The organism is Desulfoscipio gibsoniae DSM 7213, assembly GCF_000233715.2.
Lineage (GTDB): Bacteria > Bacillota > Desulfotomaculia > Desulfotomaculales > Desulfallaceae > Sporotomaculum > Sporotomaculum gibsoniae.
Genome location: NC_021184.1, coordinates 3,650,757 through 3,666,373 on the forward strand (window position 1 = coordinate 3,650,757; position 15,617 = coordinate 3,666,373).

At 48.7% G+C, this 15,617-nt stretch carries 17 protein-coding genes; 6 read left to right on the forward strand and 11 right to left on the reverse strand.

The annotated features are described in order from the left end of the window. Positions 1 to 14: 14 nt before the first annotated feature. Positions 15 to 755 carry a cell division protein FtsQ/DivIB gene (locus DESGI_RS17315; RefSeq protein ID WP_006520358.1) on the reverse strand — a complete coding sequence of 247 codons (741 nt, stop codon included), beginning with the start codon at positions 753 to 755 and terminating at the stop codon, positions 15 to 17. A gap of 672 nt (positions 756 to 1,427) precedes the next feature. Between DESGI_RS17315 and DESGI_RS17320 the strand changes: the two genes are divergently transcribed. The 3 genes from DESGI_RS17320 to DESGI_RS17330 all read left to right on the forward strand — a co-directional run bounded on the left by DESGI_RS17320 (position 1,428) and on the right by DESGI_RS17330 (position 2,230). After that, positions 1,428 to 1,616: a hypothetical protein gene (locus DESGI_RS17320; protein ID WP_006520359.1), complete on the forward strand. Its 189-nt coding sequence runs from the start codon at positions 1,428 to 1,430 to the stop codon at positions 1,614 to 1,616. Between the two features lie 116 nt (positions 1,617 to 1,732). After that, entirely contained in the window at positions 1,733 to 1,912 is a 180-nt protein-coding gene (locus DESGI_RS17325) for a hypothetical protein (RefSeq protein WP_041284964.1), read from the forward strand. A gap of 135 nt (positions 1,913 to 2,047) precedes the next feature. After that, on the forward strand, positions 2,048 to 2,230 hold the full coding sequence (locus DESGI_RS17330; protein WP_006520361.1) for a hypothetical protein: 183 nt from the start codon (positions 2,048 to 2,050) through the stop codon (positions 2,228 to 2,230). Positions 2,231 to 2,661: 431 nt separating this feature from the next. Here the strand turns inward: DESGI_RS17330 and DESGI_RS17340 are convergent, their stop codons facing one another. Continuing rightward, a complete protein-coding gene (locus DESGI_RS17340; protein WP_006520363.1) occupies positions 2,662 to 2,877 on the reverse strand; it encodes a hypothetical protein in 216 nt (71 codons plus the stop codon). A 142-nt stretch (positions 2,878 to 3,019) separates the two neighbouring features. Here DESGI_RS17340 and DESGI_RS17345 point away from each other — a divergent pair, with 142 nt between their 5' ends. Genes DESGI_RS17345 through DESGI_RS17355 form a run of 3 tightly spaced genes read left to right on the forward strand, consistent with a single transcriptional unit; the run spans position 3,020 to position 3,712 of the window. Next, entirely contained in the window at positions 3,020 to 3,259 is a 240-nt protein-coding gene (locus DESGI_RS17345) for a helix-turn-helix domain-containing protein (protein ID WP_006520364.1), read from the forward strand. Continuing rightward, a complete protein-coding gene (locus DESGI_RS17350) occupies positions 3,246 to 3,479 on the forward strand; it encodes a type II toxin-antitoxin system HicB family antitoxin (protein WP_006520365.1) in 234 nt (77 codons plus the stop codon). The genes DESGI_RS17345 and DESGI_RS17350 overlap by 14 nt, the downstream gene beginning before the upstream one ends. Continuing rightward, positions 3,479 to 3,712: a type II toxin-antitoxin system HicA family toxin gene (locus DESGI_RS17355; protein ID WP_006520366.1), complete on the forward strand. Its 234-nt coding sequence runs from the start codon at positions 3,479 to 3,481 to the stop codon at positions 3,710 to 3,712. Before DESGI_RS17350 ends, DESGI_RS17355 begins: the two co-directional genes overlap by 1 nt. A gap of 156 nt (positions 3,713 to 3,868) precedes the next feature. Here the strand turns inward: DESGI_RS17355 and murA are convergent, their stop codons facing one another. The 9 genes from murA to DESGI_RS17400 all read right to left on the reverse strand — a co-directional run bounded on the left by murA (position 3,869) and on the right by DESGI_RS17400 (position 15,536). After that, positions 3,869 to 5,122, reverse strand: a complete 1,254-nt coding sequence (gene murA / locus DESGI_RS17360) for a UDP-N-acetylglucosamine 1-carboxyvinyltransferase (protein WP_006520367.1) — start codon at positions 5,120 to 5,122, stop codon at positions 3,869 to 3,871. A gap of 16 nt (positions 5,123 to 5,138) precedes the next feature. After that, positions 5,139 to 6,050, reverse strand: a complete 912-nt coding sequence (gene murB, locus DESGI_RS17365; protein ID WP_006520368.1) for a UDP-N-acetylmuramate dehydrogenase — start codon at positions 6,048 to 6,050, stop codon at positions 5,139 to 5,141. Further along, entirely contained in the window at positions 6,051 to 7,430 is a 1,380-nt protein-coding gene (gene murC / locus DESGI_RS17370) for a UDP-N-acetylmuramate--L-alanine ligase (protein WP_006520369.1), read from the reverse strand. A 231-nt stretch (positions 7,431 to 7,661) separates the two neighbouring features. Continuing rightward, on the reverse strand, positions 7,662 to 8,768 hold the full coding sequence (murG, locus tag DESGI_RS17375; RefSeq protein WP_006520370.1) for an undecaprenyldiphospho-muramoylpentapeptide beta-N-acetylglucosaminyltransferase: 1,107 nt from the start codon (positions 8,766 to 8,768) through the stop codon (positions 7,662 to 7,664). A 13-nt stretch (positions 8,769 to 8,781) separates the two neighbouring features. After that, on the reverse strand, positions 8,782 to 9,897 hold the full coding sequence (gene ftsW / locus DESGI_RS17380; protein WP_006520371.1) for a putative lipid II flippase FtsW: 1,116 nt from the start codon (positions 9,895 to 9,897) through the stop codon (positions 8,782 to 8,784). Between the two features lie 12 nt (positions 9,898 to 9,909). After that, entirely contained in the window at positions 9,910 to 11,262 is a 1,353-nt protein-coding gene (murD, locus tag DESGI_RS17385) for a UDP-N-acetylmuramoyl-L-alanine--D-glutamate ligase (RefSeq protein ID WP_006520372.1), read from the reverse strand. A 35-nt stretch (positions 11,263 to 11,297) separates the two neighbouring features. Further along, a complete protein-coding gene (mraY, locus tag DESGI_RS17390) occupies positions 11,298 to 12,296 on the reverse strand; it encodes a phospho-N-acetylmuramoyl-pentapeptide-transferase (protein ID WP_006520373.1) in 999 nt (332 codons plus the stop codon). 42 nt (positions 12,297 to 12,338) lie between these two features. Continuing rightward, a complete protein-coding gene (locus DESGI_RS17395) occupies positions 12,339 to 13,718 on the reverse strand; it encodes a UDP-N-acetylmuramoyl-tripeptide--D-alanyl-D-alanine ligase (protein WP_157872968.1) in 1,380 nt (459 codons plus the stop codon). Positions 13,719 to 14,039: 321 nt separating this feature from the next. Continuing rightward, positions 14,040 to 15,536 carry a UDP-N-acetylmuramoyl-L-alanyl-D-glutamate--2,6-diaminopimelate ligase gene (locus DESGI_RS17400; RefSeq protein WP_006520376.1) on the reverse strand — a complete coding sequence of 499 codons (1,497 nt, stop codon included), beginning with the start codon at positions 15,534 to 15,536 and terminating at the stop codon, positions 14,040 to 14,042. Between the last annotated feature and the right edge of the window lie 81 nt (positions 15,537 to 15,617).

Here is a 15,617-nt window from a genome sequence, read left to right on the forward strand (position 1 = left end):
AAAATTACCTGTCGTTAATCTTTGTACATCACAACCGGCGAGTTACTTGAGAAATCAACATACTCAATATTCTTATCTCCCTCTTGCAATTCCTCTATCACTTGCAAAAAATAATCGCCTTTAGTGCCTACATTTTCTGGCATACCAAGCCGGCACTCTATGCCATCTAATGTATACAACGTTACGAGGCCCACATTATTAACATGTACCTCGGAAAGGATGTTCCGCAGTGGAACGGTCAATTCCTGAACCACCTGCAGGGCAACATCCAATCCTTTTCCCTGTACTATTTTACCCGGCCCCACGGCCTGCACCTCTACACCGGTAACCACCGGCAACCCTGTGGTAGCGGCACTGCCCTTGCGCAGGTAATAGCCATCGGCATCCAGTTCTACGAATTGCCCATCCGCCACAACAAGCACTACGGGTACCCGCTCTATAACTTTAATAAGCACAGTGTCCGGAAATTCTCTTACAATGTTTACTTCCTTAACCATTGGTAAAACCTTTACCTTATTGGAAGCGGTTTGTAAATCAGCCTTGAAAATATTCAAACCTGTTACAATTCCCGATACTTGCACAATTTCTCCCGCAGTTATCTTATTATTTCCCTGAACGGTTATTTTAGCTATTGTAAAAATAGGGGATTGCAGTAAAACATAGCCTACCATAAATACGATGAATATAAAAAAAAAGCTTTGCCAAAAAATAATTTTTTTCTTTTTACGCACTGCGTGCACCGGGCCTGCCACCATAATCGTCCCGTCCCTTTCACACGAAATGGCCTCTCCTAAAGCTCATTACAAGACTAAACTAATTAAGCAAATAAGCTTTAAGCAATCTCTTTTCGCAAAAATAGTTCAATATATTAATTATAAAATACCTCAGTAACCTTGTCCAAGAGAAAGTATCAATTAAGTACCAACCAATTATAAACAACGGTTAATTATTAGTGCGTATAATACGTTTAATCTTCTTCTCGTGGAAACATAGACACCCTTTCCCTGTAACTCTTAAAACTTCAAAAGCCGGGTTATATTTGCTTCTTATTCCATAACTCTTACAACCATTGGGAAACCTGGCATCCCAGGTTATGTAAAAGTGTTTGCACTTCCGACAATTCACCATTATCTGGCACCGTTTCCTTTTTTATTTTGACAATTAGGCCAAACTAGGAGCTGAGCCTCCGGACAAACGGTTCCTTCACCTCCATCACTCCCGGTAGGTGTCGCTTTAAACCAGCTTATTTTATTCAAAACACATAACGAGCAGCTTTAATAAATTGTTCTATAAAAATTTATTAACCCCTTTTACTATACAACTTTTTCATTGACTATTATGTCTCTTTGCCCTTATACCTTGCGCGTTTAAATAGTAATGTAATATATATGCCTTCCTTGGACAAAATCTTAGTGGAGGTGATAATTATGGATAAATTTACAGTGCGGGGACCAGGCATGAAATGTAACGAAATTACCGCCAATAATTTAGACGAAGCATTGGATATGGCACAAAGCCACAACCCCGGCAAACAAGTGGCCGCTGATGCAATGGAAGTCATTTATGTTTGCGAATCCGGTGAAAACCCTGATTCCTGCCAACTAAGGCTAAGTTAGTCATCTAAAGAACCCCGGCTTTATTCGCCGGGGTTTTACTTTCTCGTAATTAACAGGTATAAAGATTGGTTATAACCACACAATAATGTCGAACTCTCAATAATCCAACAGGGGGGATGACGGTGGCACGCGAAGGCTTGATACCCGCTGTTTTAGGCGCAGCAGTTACCACCACAGGTTTGGCCCTGCGCAATGTAAACCCTATGGTCGGCTGGGGTGTAACAGGCTTTGGATTGGCGCATATAATTTTAGGCTCCATTGATCTGTTTCAACACAACCCCAACCGCATTAAGTAACTGAGAGTTCAAGAAAGGAAGCGTAAATGGCTTCCTTTCTTTAAAGCTTATAAAAGAACATTCTATACATGAACTCACCCCAACACAAAGCATTTTTTGTATCCAAGGCCCATATAATTAACAGAGGTGATATATATGGAAGTGTTTACATCTATTGCCTGCGCTCTGTTGGGGTTAGTTTTCATATTAATGTTCTTAATGAAGTTTATTAATATTATCAGCAACGGGGTAGTGGCCCGCAAACAAATCATTATTTGCTTGATTAATTTGTTGACAGCTTTATTATTATTGCACTTTCACTTCGAAATTGATATTTAGTTTGATAATAAACACCCCCCACCTTTTAAGTAATTACAGGTAGGGGTGTTTACTTTGATCATTAAACAAAATCTCTGATACGCCTTATAGGTCTCTATTTATATATGGGTATGAACATGGTTTTACATAATTTTATTGAATCTTTGATTTGCCTCATCCAGTAAAGTATCCGCTTTGTTGGATAGTTTTTGCAACTCTTGCCTTTCCTGTTGATCATTGATTCGGTTTATAGCAGATTTAATCTCTCCGATTACGCTCTTGGCATTGTTAATGCAGTTTTGCAATTCCGCTTTATCATTTGTGTTAATCAGATTTGATCGCCTCCCGATATTTACTGAAAATAATTTTACCAATAGCAAGAATAAATATACACAAATTATCTTAACCACAGAGCAAGATAAGTGTAACATAACTCGCCAGTGTATTACTAATCAAGTGGCCCAATTTCCATCATTATACATTTTAAGGCGACCGGCAGCCTGGTAGTCATGCACGGTTTTAACTTCGCCATTAAATGGCCGTATGTAGGCAGAGACACCATGCTTTATACTTAACTCTATTAATCTAAGCCATATAGGGTTATTGTGAGCCTCCCGGCCTAATTTATAAAATTCCTTTGCCTCACGGGCATACCTCATACTATCCATATCAATACCTCCCGCCCACTAATATTGTCTAATTTAATTACCTCCTAAAGTCAATAGCATTATGATATTTCTTTTAACATTTTGTTACCGTGATTGACAGATTGATAGTACGGTTATTATAATAGCATCAGGGGTGATGGGAATGATTGTATGCAAATTAGCAGAGATAATGGCAAATCACAAAGAAAGGAACATAGCAGACTTAGCTAGAAGAACAGGGTTAAATAGGGCTACCGTTAAATCTATGTTTGATGATACCTTTCAAAAAATTGACCGTAATGCCATTAATGCTATCTGCAATGAATACGGCATAAGGCCTGGTGATTTACTGGAGTACATACCCGACAAAGAAGGGGAGGGCTCTGCTAATGCAAAAGCATAGGTTTAAGGTTATTCTGGAGTGGGATGATAATGACGGGGGTTATACAGTCACCGTTCCGGCCTTACCGGGGTGTATCACTGAGGGGGATACCATTCAGGAGGCTTTAGAGAACATCCAGGAAGCCATTAGAGGCTACCTTGAGGCTTTAAAGCTCCAGGGACGCCCACTTCCTGAAAAGGATATACAATTATTCTATGGTGAGGTTGAGGTGTCGCTTTGATGATGACACCGCGTATTCCTCGCGCGTCCGGCAAAGATGTTATAGCCGCGCTTATTAGGGCTGGCTTTAGGTTAGTGCACGTTCGGGGTAGTCACCATTACCTTGAGCCATCAGGCGGCGGATTGCTAGTAACAGTACCCGTGCATGGTAATAAAACGCTTAAACCTAAGACATTGAAAAGCATTCTTAACCAGGCGGGCCTTACCATTGAAGAACTATTGGAGATGCTTTAATACGGCTAATAACCGGGTTATTTTTATTGCGTGTAGTAAACTTAAAAAGTTACTTCGTAAATACTAACATTGGCGAACCCGCCTGCCATTGATATGACTGCATTTCCCCCGCTAAATTTCGCGCTTGTCCCCCATAAAACCAAAAAAGAGTCCACATTAACTGTGCACTCGAATAATCCTTGCCCCCAGGGCATTGTATTTATTCTCCAACCTTTCATAGCCGCGATCGATATGCTCTACCTGGTCCAGCACCGTGCCATTTTCTCCCGCCATCGCAGCCAGCACCAGCGCTGCACCGGCCCGCAAATCGGTGGCCTCTACACAGGCACCTGACAGGCCCGGCACCCCCCTAACCACCGCTGTATGACCCTCCAAACGAATATCCGCACCCATCCGGCGAAATTCCATGACATGCTTATAGCGGTTCTCAAAGATGGTTTCACTGATCACACTGGTTCCTTCAGCCAGCGTCATAAATGCCATGAACTGCGGCTGCATGTCAGTGGGAAACCCCGGATATGGCATGGTTTTTATATCTACTGCCAGGGGTTTTTTATCCATCGCCACCCGAACCTGGTCATCTTTCACCTCCACGTACACGCCCGCTTCCCGCAATTTATTGATTACAGGCTCCAGGTGTTCCGGGATGACATTGGTTACCAGTACATCCCCCCGAGTAATGGCGGCTGCTACCATATGGGTACCTGCCTCAATACGGTCTGGTATTACAGTGTATTCCGCCCCGTTTAGCCCATTAACACCGGTTATTTTAATGGTATCCGTACCCGCACCCTTAACCTGAGCTCCCAGGCAGTTTAAAAAATTTTGTAAATCCACTATCTCCGGCTCACGAGCGGCATTGCGAATCACCGTCGTTCCTTTGGCTAGCACCGCAGCCATTATCAGGTTTTCCGTGGCTCCCACGCTGGGCATATCCAGATATATTTCACTGCCCTTAAGCTTCTTTGCTTCGGCGGTAATATAACCGAACTTCTCCTTGATGCTCACCCCCATAGTCTGTAGTCCTTTTAAATGAAAGTTCATAGGGCGTGACCCTATATCGCAGCCCCCGGGGTAGGAAATTCTAGCATATTTATATCTACTAATTAATGGTCCAAGCACCAAATTGGAAGCCCGCATACGCCGCATTAATTCCTCTGATACATCCTGGTAACCAACACCCTGGGTATCAATATGCATAACGTCCTTTTCCCAAACCACGCTGGCCCCAAGATAAATCAACAACTCGCGCATTACCGCCACATCACGCAAGCGGGGCACGCCCCTGATGGTGCACTTTCCATCCAGCAGCAGGCTGGCTGCCATTATGGGCAGTGTAGCATTTTTAGAACCGCTAACCTTAACAGTGCCAGACAGACGATTGCCACCCGTGATCATAAACCTTTGCAATTATTTGTCACCTCCGCTAAAAATCTCCCAGCTTCTGCACCTCCAGTACAAGTTTAACACCACATTTTTCTTCCACCATGTTTTGTACCCGCTGTACTATCTCCAATACTTCACCGGCGGTACCACCGCCGAGGTTGACAAAAAAATTAGCATGGCGGGGGGATACCTGTATATTCCCCACCCGTATTTCCTTACAACCTGCCAGTTCAATCAGCCGCCCCGCAGAATCACCGGGCGGGTTTTTAAAAACACTGCCGGCATTGGGGTATTCCAATGGCTGAGTCTGTCTGCGCCGGGCCAGGTAAAGTTCCATCCTTTCCTTAATTTCCTCCACCCGGTCAGGCTTTCCTTCCAAAACCACACCTGCCACAATAATATTTCTCCGGGCCAGACAACTTTGGCGGTATGCGAAGGTCAGTTCATCAGCCTCAAAAATTAAACTATTACCGGCATAGTCACAAACAATCACCTGCCTGACCAACTCCCCTACGGCACAGCCGTTGGCCCCCGCATTCATCACCAATGCCCCGCCCACTGAACCGGGTATGCCGGCCAGGAATTCAAACCCGGCCAACCCGGCCTGCATAGCTTTTCTGGCCAATAATGGCAACGGTGCACCGGCACCGGCGCGGATTATGTGATTGTGAATTTCAATGTTTGCAAGACCCGGTCCTATTTTAATTACCATACCCCGGATACCGCGATCTGCAACCAGTAAGTTGGTACCGTTGCCAATGATGGTAACGGGCAGAGCATGATGCTGTGCATATACCAGCGCCTGGCGCAAATCTTCCTCATCCCTGGGCTTTACCAGCAGGTCAGCAGGCCCCCCGATACGCCAGCTGGTATATTTGCTCATGGGCTCGCTAAAGCAAACCTGGCCCTTAATACTTCGCTGTAATTGTGCGTGGAGTACCGAATTTGTCAACTATATACTCTCCTTTAATCTATTCACCAGTGCTATACCGGTTTTCCACACATCCCCCGCACCCATAGTTAGCACAAGATCACCTTCTTGCAGCATCCCTGCCAGGTAATCAACGGTATCCCCTCCGGAGGGCAATTTGATCGGTCGTTCTCCTTTGTGATCATACACAGCGTCCACGATTAGTTGGGCTGATACACCGGCGATAGGTTTTTCTCCGGCACTATATATGTCGTTAATAATGACCAAATCGGCATCACCAAAACAAGATCCGAATCGATTATACAGTAATTTGGTTCTGGTGTACCGGTGCGGTTGAAACACAGCGATAACCCTGCCGGGGTGCACCTGCCGGGCTGCCCGCAGCGTGGCAGCAATTTCAGTGGGGTGGTGCGCGTAGTCATCAATCACGGTTATTCCCTTTTCCCGGCCCAGTAACTGGTATCGCCTGCCGGCCCCCTTAAAACACTTCAAGCACTCAACCACTTCGCTGAAGGACAAACCAATGTCACAGCATACCGCCACCACCGCCAGCGCATTTGCCAGGTTATGGCGGCCAGGTACCGCCAGCACCAGCTGTCCCAAATGCTGCCCTTTAAAATATACCTCTCCCGTGGATCTTCCCGCATCCACCCTTACATCCCGCATAGTATAATCAGCAGACGGGTTATCCAGGGCATAAGTAACCAGCCGCCCTGCACATTCTTTAGCCATGGCTCTGACCTGCCCGTCATCAAAACATAATACAGCTGTACCGTTAGCGGGTATTTTTTTTATAAATTGCCGAAAAGCGTAAATAATTTCCTCCACTGAACCATAATGGTCAAGGTGATCGTCTTCAATATTGGTGACCACCGCCAGATGCGGTCGCAGTTTTAAAAAAGACCGGTCACTTTCGTCTGCCTCCGCCACCAGGAACGCACCCCGTCCAAGTTTGGCGTTGCCGCCAATATCAGTCAATTCACCTCCGATTAATATAGTGGGATCCTGTTGGCATTTTTCCAATACCAGTGCCAGCATAGCTGAAGTAGTTGTTTTACCGTGCGCACCAGCCACAGCCAAACCTTTTTGCCGTCTCATTAAAAGACCAAGCAAATCTGCTCTATGGATCACCGGCACACCCTTTTCTCTAGCAGCCTGGATTTCCTGATTTTCATCACTAATGGCCGTAGAATATACAACTAGTGCAGCATCGCCAACATTGGCACCTGCGTGTCCCTTGTATATGGTGGCTCCCTGGGCCTTTAGCCGCTCGGTTACCGGTGTGCTATTGATATCCGAACCCCGAACATCATAGCTCAAATCCAATAATACCCTGGCCAGCCCACTCATTCCGGCACCGCCAATACCTATAAAATGAATTTTATCTGGAATATCCTGCACCCGCTAATCAGCTCCTTCCCGCACCCAATGGCGCATATACGGCAGTCGGGAGAGAAAGATACCTTATATTATGCTTTATATAAACAAGGTGTTACATGCCACAGCCAACGCATGCCAACTCCCGGGCCTGTCCAATTTTGTTGGAGTATAAGTTATGTTGATACAGCTGTTATTCCGGTTATAATCCGCATTGTCATAAACCGGTTCAATATGAATAACCAGCTGATTTATCTAAATTATTTCCTGAACAATGTCAATAATATCGTCCAAGGCATGGGGTCTGCCTAATCTGCGGCTGGCCTCGGCCATTTTTGTTAACAGGCTGCGGTTAGCCAGCAGCTGTTTAATTCTTTCCACAAGCTCGCCGCCCGTAAAATCCGCATCTAGAACCATCTCCGCCGCCCCCCGGGATACCAGTGCCCGGGCATTATGCTCTTGGTGATTGCCGGTGGCATAGGGAAATGGCACCAGCAAGGCAGGCAAACCACGCACAGTGATTTCAGCCAAAGTGGCAGCACCGGCCCTGCTCACCACCAGATCGGCCGCTGCCATGGCTTCGGGCATATCATACATGTATGAAACCACAGTAACATTATCGGGCAAATCATTTCCCTGACCTTCACCTTGCAGCATGTCCATAAACTGGTCATACTGCCCACTGCCGGTAATATGCAGCAAGCGCAGCTCCGGTATACTCGCCAGGTACTTTAGTGACTGGGCCACAGCCCGGTTCAAAGTGCGGGCTCCCTGACTGCCACCAAAGGAAAGCACCAGCAGCTCGCCTGGCTGCACCCCAAACTTTTCCCTGGCCCGTTCCCGCTCAGCGGAAATAATTTCAGCACGCACGGGTAGCCCGGTAATGCACACAGGAGCTCGGCCAGGGAAAAAGGTCAAAGCATCTTCAAAGGTAACAGCCACCCGGTTGACCACCCTGGACAAAATTCGGTTGGTAATACCAGGCAAAGCGTTTTGTTCATGAATCAAGGTGGGGACTTTCATCCTGGCGGCAGCCAGTACCACTGGGCCGCATACATAACCGCCAGTGCCCACAACCGCCTGGGGAGCAAAATTGCGGACCAGCCGCCGGGCCTCCCGGTAGCCGGACCAGGCCTCCCAGGGTACTTTTAAGTTATGCCAGGAAAGGCTCCGCTTGATGCCCACCGCCCGAACGGCATGGAACTCATAACCAGCCCTGGGCACAATGTCAGACTCCAGTCCCCGGTTAGTACCGATATACATAACAGCACAGCCTGGATAACGCTGTTTGAGACCGCCCGCAATGGCCAGCGCCGGGTATATATGGCCTCCGGTGCCGCCACCGCTTATAATGAATCGCAAACGTTTCACCCCTTTACTTGCGGGAACTGTACTTAGATATATTTAGTATAATACCCACACCCATGAGTGAAAAAATTAAGGATGTGGAACCAAAGCTGACAAAGGGCAGGGTAATACCAGTAACAGGTAAAGATCCCGTCACCACACCGATATTGATAAAGGCCTGCAGCGCTATACCGGAAACCAGACCGGCGGCCAGCAGACTACCGAAGGTATCCGGACAGGTAATGGCCACCCGAAAACCTCTCCATACCAGTAAAACAAACAACAGTATAACCAGGCAGCCTCCGATGAAACCCAGCTCTTCGCCTATTGCAGCGAAGATGAAGTCAGTATGGCGTTCGGGCAGGAACAAAAATTTAGAGTGCCGCCCCTGTCCCAATCCCATACCCAGCAATCCCCCTGAAGCCAGAGACATCAGAGCATTTAAAATATTCCAGCCCGCCCCGGTGGGGTCGGCCTCGGGATCTAAAAAAGCTGTAAATCTTCGCATCCTGTACGGCTCAAAATAAATAGCCGCAGCTACCCCGACAGCACCCAAACCCGCCAGCGTCGTCAAGTGTCCACCCCGGGCACCGGCAGTGAATAGCATGATAAAAATTGTACCACAAAGTGTAGCCGCCGTGCCCAGGTCCGGCTGGGCCAATATTAACAGAGCAGCAAGGCCGGTTACCGCCAAAAAAGGAAATAATCCGGTACTTAAGTTTTGAATACGGTCTTTCTTCTGGGCTAAGCCATAGGCCGTGAAGATGATAATAAATATTTTAACCAGTTCGGAGGGTTGAAAACTAATAAAACCCAAGTCTATCCAGCGCCTGGCACCAAGGACTTCCATACCGATACCCGGCACCAGCACCATAACCAGCATAACAAAGGCAGCTATCAGCATAGGCCCCACCCAGCGTCTCAACCGTTGATAGTCGTAATTCATCATCAGCAGCATGACGCCAATTCCCAATGCTGCACCAAATAATTGTCGTTTAAAAAAATGAAAGGGGTCGCCAAACGGCCCTTCCGGGTCACCGGCAAAGTATGCGCTGGCGCTGAACACCATCACCAGGCCGATACTTAGTAATATCAGCACGGTTAAAAATAATATAAAATCCGGTGCCCCCTTGCGCGTACGCATGCCATAACCTCCCTACAGGTTAAGTACTATTTCCCTGAACAGATCTCCCCGTTCCTCGAAGTTATTAAACATATCCCAACTAGCACAAGCCGGCGACAACAGCACCACATCCCCGGGCTTAGCTGAAGCGTGCGCCATAAGTACCGCTTCGCGAAAGCCGGGTGCCTTCAACACATTATTACAGCCCGCCGCCCGGGCAGCCCGCTCGACTTCACCCGCGCACTCACCCAACACCACCAGCACCCGAACTTTTTGTTTAATCAAGCGGGCAAACTCGCTAAAATCACTACCTTTGTTACGGCCTCCGGCTAAGAGCACGATGGGCCGGTCAAAGGCTTTGAGAGCCTTGATACTTGCGTCGGGGTTAGTTCCCTTGGAATCGTTGACAAAGAGTACTCCGTCCTTTTGGGCCACAGTTTCCAGCCGGTGCGCCACCCCTGGAAAGGAACGCAGGATACGGGCCAGTACCTCGGGCCTCACCCCCAGCGCAAAGGCGGCCGCAACGGCGGCCAGGGCATTTTCCAGGTTATGTACTCCGGGGATAGCCACCTCACGGGGCGGTATAATATCAGTATCAATACCTTTATGGCGCACTGCAATCATATCCCCGCGGACAAGAACTCCTTCTTCTAAATTATGCTTGCGGCTGAAAAATATTACTTTACCTGAAGTAGCACCAGCCAGCGCTCTTGTTCCCGGGTCGTCATAATTTAACACAGTAAAATCCTCCGGACCCTGCCGGGCAAAGATACGGGCCTTGGCTTCGATATAACCTTCCATGCTACCATGGCGGTCCAAATGATCAGGGGTAATATTAAGCACCACCGCTACCCGGGGTTTGAAATGATTAGCCGTTTCCAGTTGGAAACTGGATACTTCAGCGATAATTATATCTTTCGGGCCGTAATCTTCCACTACATCCACCAGGGGCAGCCCGATATTTCCCCCCACCAGGGTGCGCAGGCCTGCCATCCGAAATATTTCACCCACCAGCGTAGTGGTGGTAGTCTTACCGTTGGTGCCCGTAATGGCCACCATGGGGGCACTGGCAAAGCGATAAGCCAGCTCCAGTTCACCAAGCACCGGGATACCGTATTGTCTGGCTGAGACCAACGGGGGCACACTCGGAGGAACACCGGGGCTGACCACCACCATATCGAAGGTATCGCCCCGCACATCAGGATAACTCCCCAGCTCGGCCTGCATACCGGCCTCCAGCAATTCGTCCAGAGCACCGCCTAATTTATCCTTTTCCCGGTTATCGGTGAGCAACACCATAGCGCCCTTGCGCAGCAGAAATCGAGATACTGAAATACCGCTTTTACCTGCCCCTACCACCAAAACTTTTTTATCCTTAATGTTCAAAAGAATACCTTCTTCCCACTTCAACTTTCAATCTTTCAACACCCGGCACCAAAGCCGTAGAGTCCCAGCGCTGCAAAAAGTATTGACGCCAGCCAGAAGGTACGTACTACCCGCTGTTCGCTCCAACCGCCCAGCTCAAAATGATGGTGCAGTGGGCTCATGCGAAAGATGCGTCGACCAAATATTTGAAATGAAAACACTTGCAGCATTACCGAAAGGGCTTCCAGCACATAAACACCCCCGATAATCAACAAAGAAAGCTCAGCACCGGTAATCACCGCCGCTGCTCCCAGGGCACCGCCCAGGGCCAACGATCCCGTGTCACCCATAAAAACCCGGGCAGGGTGCCGGTTATAAAATAAAAAACCCAAGCACCCGCCAGCTAGTGCCGCCATGGCCAGGGCCACCCCCGGCCGACCCGACAGCGCCCCTATTAATATAAAGGTAGAAGCGGCAACCACCGTCACGCCGGCCGCCAAGCCATCCAGGCCATCGGTGAGGTTTACGGCATTGCTCGTACCCACCACCACCAGCACGACAAAAGCAACATAAAGCCAGGTGCCTAAATCCAACCCCACATTAGAGCCTGGCAACAGGCTGCTGAACGGTACAGCAACTGTGGTGTCACGCTCCAGCACTGTAATAGCCAGCACTCCCAGCAGTACGGCCAGTAAAATCTGGCCCAGTAGTTTTTCCCTGGCTCGCAATCCCAAAGACCGCTTCAGGGCCACCTTAATAAAATCATCTATGAATCCAATTAAACCAAAACCAAAGGTAATACCCAACACCACCAGGGCATCCAAGTAATTCCAGCCAGTAATCAACCCTGCAGCCAGCACACCAATAATGAAAATCACCCCGCCCATGGTGGGCGTACCAGCTTTGGCAAGGTGCCGGGACGGCCCGTCGCTGCGGATATTTTGGCCGAATTTGAGCCGGCGCAGCAGCGGGATAAAGAACGGCCCCAGGGTCAGGGTAACCACCAGGGCTATCGCAAATGCCCGTATTATATTTGAATCTAAGACTATATTCATTTGTACTACTCCCCTGATTAATTCTTCTCTCCCAAATACCAATTAGTCTTTCAACAAACCTTTGATAATTTCCTCCATACGCATGCTGCGGGAACCTTTGACCAAAACCACGTCACCAGGCTTCAATACGTCCCACAGCATATCCAGTGCCTCATCCTTGTTTTGACAGCACATTATACCATCCGGTACACCGCCTTCCATCTGCGCTCCATGAGCCGTCTCCAAGGAAAGTTTCCCCACTGTGACCAACTGCGCCACGTGATGCCGCACCGCCGCAGCACCTACTCGCCGGTGTCCTTCTACCGCTCCGCTGCCCAGTTCCAGCATATCACCCAGCACCGCCACTGACCGCCTGGTACCCGCAGCAATTTCCTCTAAGGACTGCAAGGCGGCACAAGCAGAATCAGGATTAGCGTTGTACACATCATTTACTATAGTTATCGTTTTACCATTGATCGTCGCATCCACAATATCCAAACGCATCCCAGAAAGAGTTACCAGAGACAACCCAGCAGCCGCCTGTTCAGGGGTAAGACCCAACATAATGCCTACACCAAAGGCCGCCAGGGCATTTTGCACATTGTGTTTTCCCGGTAAAGGCAGGTATATCTCATGAAGGGTATCACCCATTACCGCAGTAAAGCGATTACCGGACCCTTCCCGGCGCACCTCTCGGGCATAAATATCCATGCCTGGTTCCAGGCCAAAGAACAAAACCTGGCCATGGCAGCGCCGCGCCTGCTCTCTTGCCAGGTGGCTGTCTCCGGGCAACAGAGCGAACCCATCCGCCGAAATATGCTCCAGCAGTTCCCCCTTGGCCCGGGCGATGTTTTCAAGAGAACCCAATCTCTCCAAATGAGCAGTACCGATATTGGTTATGACGGCGCAAGTTGGCCGTGCTATCTGACACAGGGCATTGATTTCCCCGGGGCCCCGCATAGCCATCTCCACAACTGCAGCCCCGTGATCCGGCGAGAATTCAAGTAACGTCAGGGGCAGGCCAATTTCATTATTAAAATTGCCCCTGGTTTTTAGAACCGACCAACGGGTTTGCAGCACTGAAGCCACCATATCCTTGATGGTGGTTTTGCCACTGCTTCCCGTGATGCCTACTACAGGCACGGCGAACTGCCGGCGGTGATATGCCGCCAGGGCCTGCAACCCCGCCAGTGTATCCCCAACCCTGATTAAGGGCACCCGGGGCTGCACATCTACGTCCCGGCTTACTACCAGCGCACCGGCCCCACCGGCTATGGCCTGGTCTACAAAATCATGTGCATCAAAATTTTCTCCCCGTAGAGCAAAAAATAAATCCCCGGGGGCAATTTGCCTAGTGTCGGTGCAAACCCGGGATACCGTCATATTCTCATCGCCCTGTAGCAATCTACCGCCAATGGCCCGGTACACCTCACCTACTGTCATAGTCTTCACCTTAAAGAATACCTCCTTAAGCAAAAACCGGAATCAACATCGCTAAACACATGAGGCCAATTACCGATATGCACCCCCAGATCAAGGTTTTCTATCTCCATCATAAACATAAAGATGCACCCTGTTTTATTCCCGCAAAAAACCTTGAACTTATTTAATTTTTTCAATATGTGTTGTATATAAAAACAGCTCATATTTAGATGATGACACAAAAACTTAGTATATAAAGATTTAAGTAGTTAAATTAGTATATTTAATTTGGTTGATTTTTTTAAGTTAGTTTAGCAGTTTAAACTTGACCTCTAAACATTATTAAGTAAGTTTAATAAAGTTTAAGCCTGACCCCAAAGCATTAAAGGCTTCTTCACGATCATCGAAGTGCAAACGCTGGTTGCCAATTATTTGGTAATCTTCATGGCCTTTGCCCGCAATGAGTACCACATCGCCGGAGGCGGCATCGCGAATAGCTTGCCTGATAGCTTCCCGACGGTCGGGGACAACCGTATAGCGGGCACCATCCACCTGGCGAACACCGGCCAGTATATCTTTAATAATAGCCATTGGATCCTCGGAGCGAGGGTTGTCAGAGGTTACCACCGCCAGGTCACTCATTCCAGCGGCAATTTTGCCCATCAAGGGGCGCTTGGCCCGGTCCCGGTCTCCCCCACAGCCGAAAACTGTTATCAACCTCCCCGCAGTGATTTCCCGAGCGGTGGATAGCACGTTTTCCAAACCATCCGGAGTATGCGCGTAATCCACCACCACGGCAAATGGCTGCCCCCGGTCTACCAGTTCAAAGCGGCCTGGCACTCCGGACACCCGCTCCAGCGCACCTTTTATAGTGGACAGCGGTATATTGTCCGCAACCCCGGCAGCCACCGCCGCCAGGGCGTTATATACATTAAACTTACCGGTTAAACGCAGTTGCAAGTTAACCTTCTCGCCACCAGCCAGTGTTTGAAATGCTACTCCCCTGGCCGTAACCAGCACATCTCGTGCCTTAATGTCAGCGTCACTATACAACCCGTAAGTGATCACAGGTACCCGGCAGGCTTTGATAATGCGCTCTGCGGCCGGGTCGTCCGCGTTAACCACGGCACACTTACGACCTGGTTTATGATCATCCTGCCCTAGCCCGGCAAACAACAAAGCTTTAGCTTCCAAATACTGCTGCATATCCCCGTGAAAATCCAGATGGTCCTGGGTCAGGTTGGTAAACACCGCAATGTCAAATGCACATTCCCCCACCCGGTGAAGTACCAGCGCGTGGGAACTGACCTCCATAGTCACAGCGTTCACCCCCTCACCGGCCATTTCCGCCAGCAGCCGTTGCAGGTCAGCTGATTCCGGGGTGGTATGTGCCACCGGCAATACACGATCCCCGATGCAATTATGTATGGTGCCGATTAAACCTGTTTTCAAACCGTGCTCGCGATAGATGGCATTAATCAGGTTGGTAGTAGTGGTCTTACCATTAGTACCCGTCACCCCCACCATTTTCATTTTCCTGGCTGGATATTTATAGTAACGGGCCGCTATCTGGGCTAAGATTTTACGGGTGTCCACCGCCAGCGCCCAAGATACTCCACCGGGAACAGGTACCTTTTCTTGCAGCACCACAGCGCAGGCGCCCCGCTTCACGGCACTGGGCACATATAGGTGGCCGTCTGTTTTAAAACCCTTGACGGCAATAAATATAAAATCCCGCTCCACCTGCCGTGAATCATAGGCTACGCCCCGCACCTGCAGGTCCTTAAGCAGCGATACGTCAAACAACGGCAGTCCCGCCAACAGGTTTGATAATAACACCCATAATCCCCCTTAGTTTATTATTGATTATTTCCATTATTAGAATATTTATCCTAATAATGCCCGAAAACACTTCCGCCG

Bases quoted from the DNA above. Each gene is read 5' to 3' on its own strand.
- DESGI_RS17315 (WP_006520358.1), bottom strand. From the start codon at position 755: ATGGTGGCAGGCCCGGTGCACGCAGTGCGTAAAAAGAAAAAAATTATT.
- DESGI_RS17320 (WP_006520359.1), top strand. From the start codon at position 1,428: ATGGATAAATTTACAGTGCGGGGACCAGGCATGAAATGTAACGAAATT.
- DESGI_RS17325 (WP_041284964.1), top strand. From the start codon at position 1,733: ATGACGGTGGCACGCGAAGGCTTGATACCCGCTGTTTTAGGCGCAGCA.
- DESGI_RS17330 (WP_006520361.1), top strand. From the start codon at position 2,048: ATGGAAGTGTTTACATCTATTGCCTGCGCTCTGTTGGGGTTAGTTTTC.
- DESGI_RS17340 (WP_006520363.1), bottom strand. From the start codon at position 2,877: ATGGATAGTATGAGGTATGCCCGTGAGGCAAAGGAATTTTATAAATTA.
- DESGI_RS17345 (WP_006520364.1), top strand. From the start codon at position 3,020: ATGATTGTATGCAAATTAGCAGAGATAATGGCAAATCACAAAGAAAGG.
- DESGI_RS17350 (WP_006520365.1), top strand. From the start codon at position 3,246: ATGCAAAAGCATAGGTTTAAGGTTATTCTGGAGTGGGATGATAATGAC.
- DESGI_RS17355 (WP_006520366.1), top strand. From the start codon at position 3,479: ATGATGACACCGCGTATTCCTCGCGCGTCCGGCAAAGATGTTATAGCC.
- ftsW (WP_006520371.1), bottom strand. From the start codon at position 9,897: ATGCGTACGCGCAAGGGGGCACCGGATTTTATATTATTTTTAACCGTG.
- mraY (WP_006520373.1), bottom strand. From the start codon at position 12,296: ATGAATATAGTCTTAGATTCAAATATAATACGGGCATTTGCGATAGCC.
- DESGI_RS17395 (WP_157872968.1), bottom strand. From the start codon at position 13,718: ATGACAGTAGGTGAGGTGTACCGGGCCATTGGCGGTAGATTGCTACAG.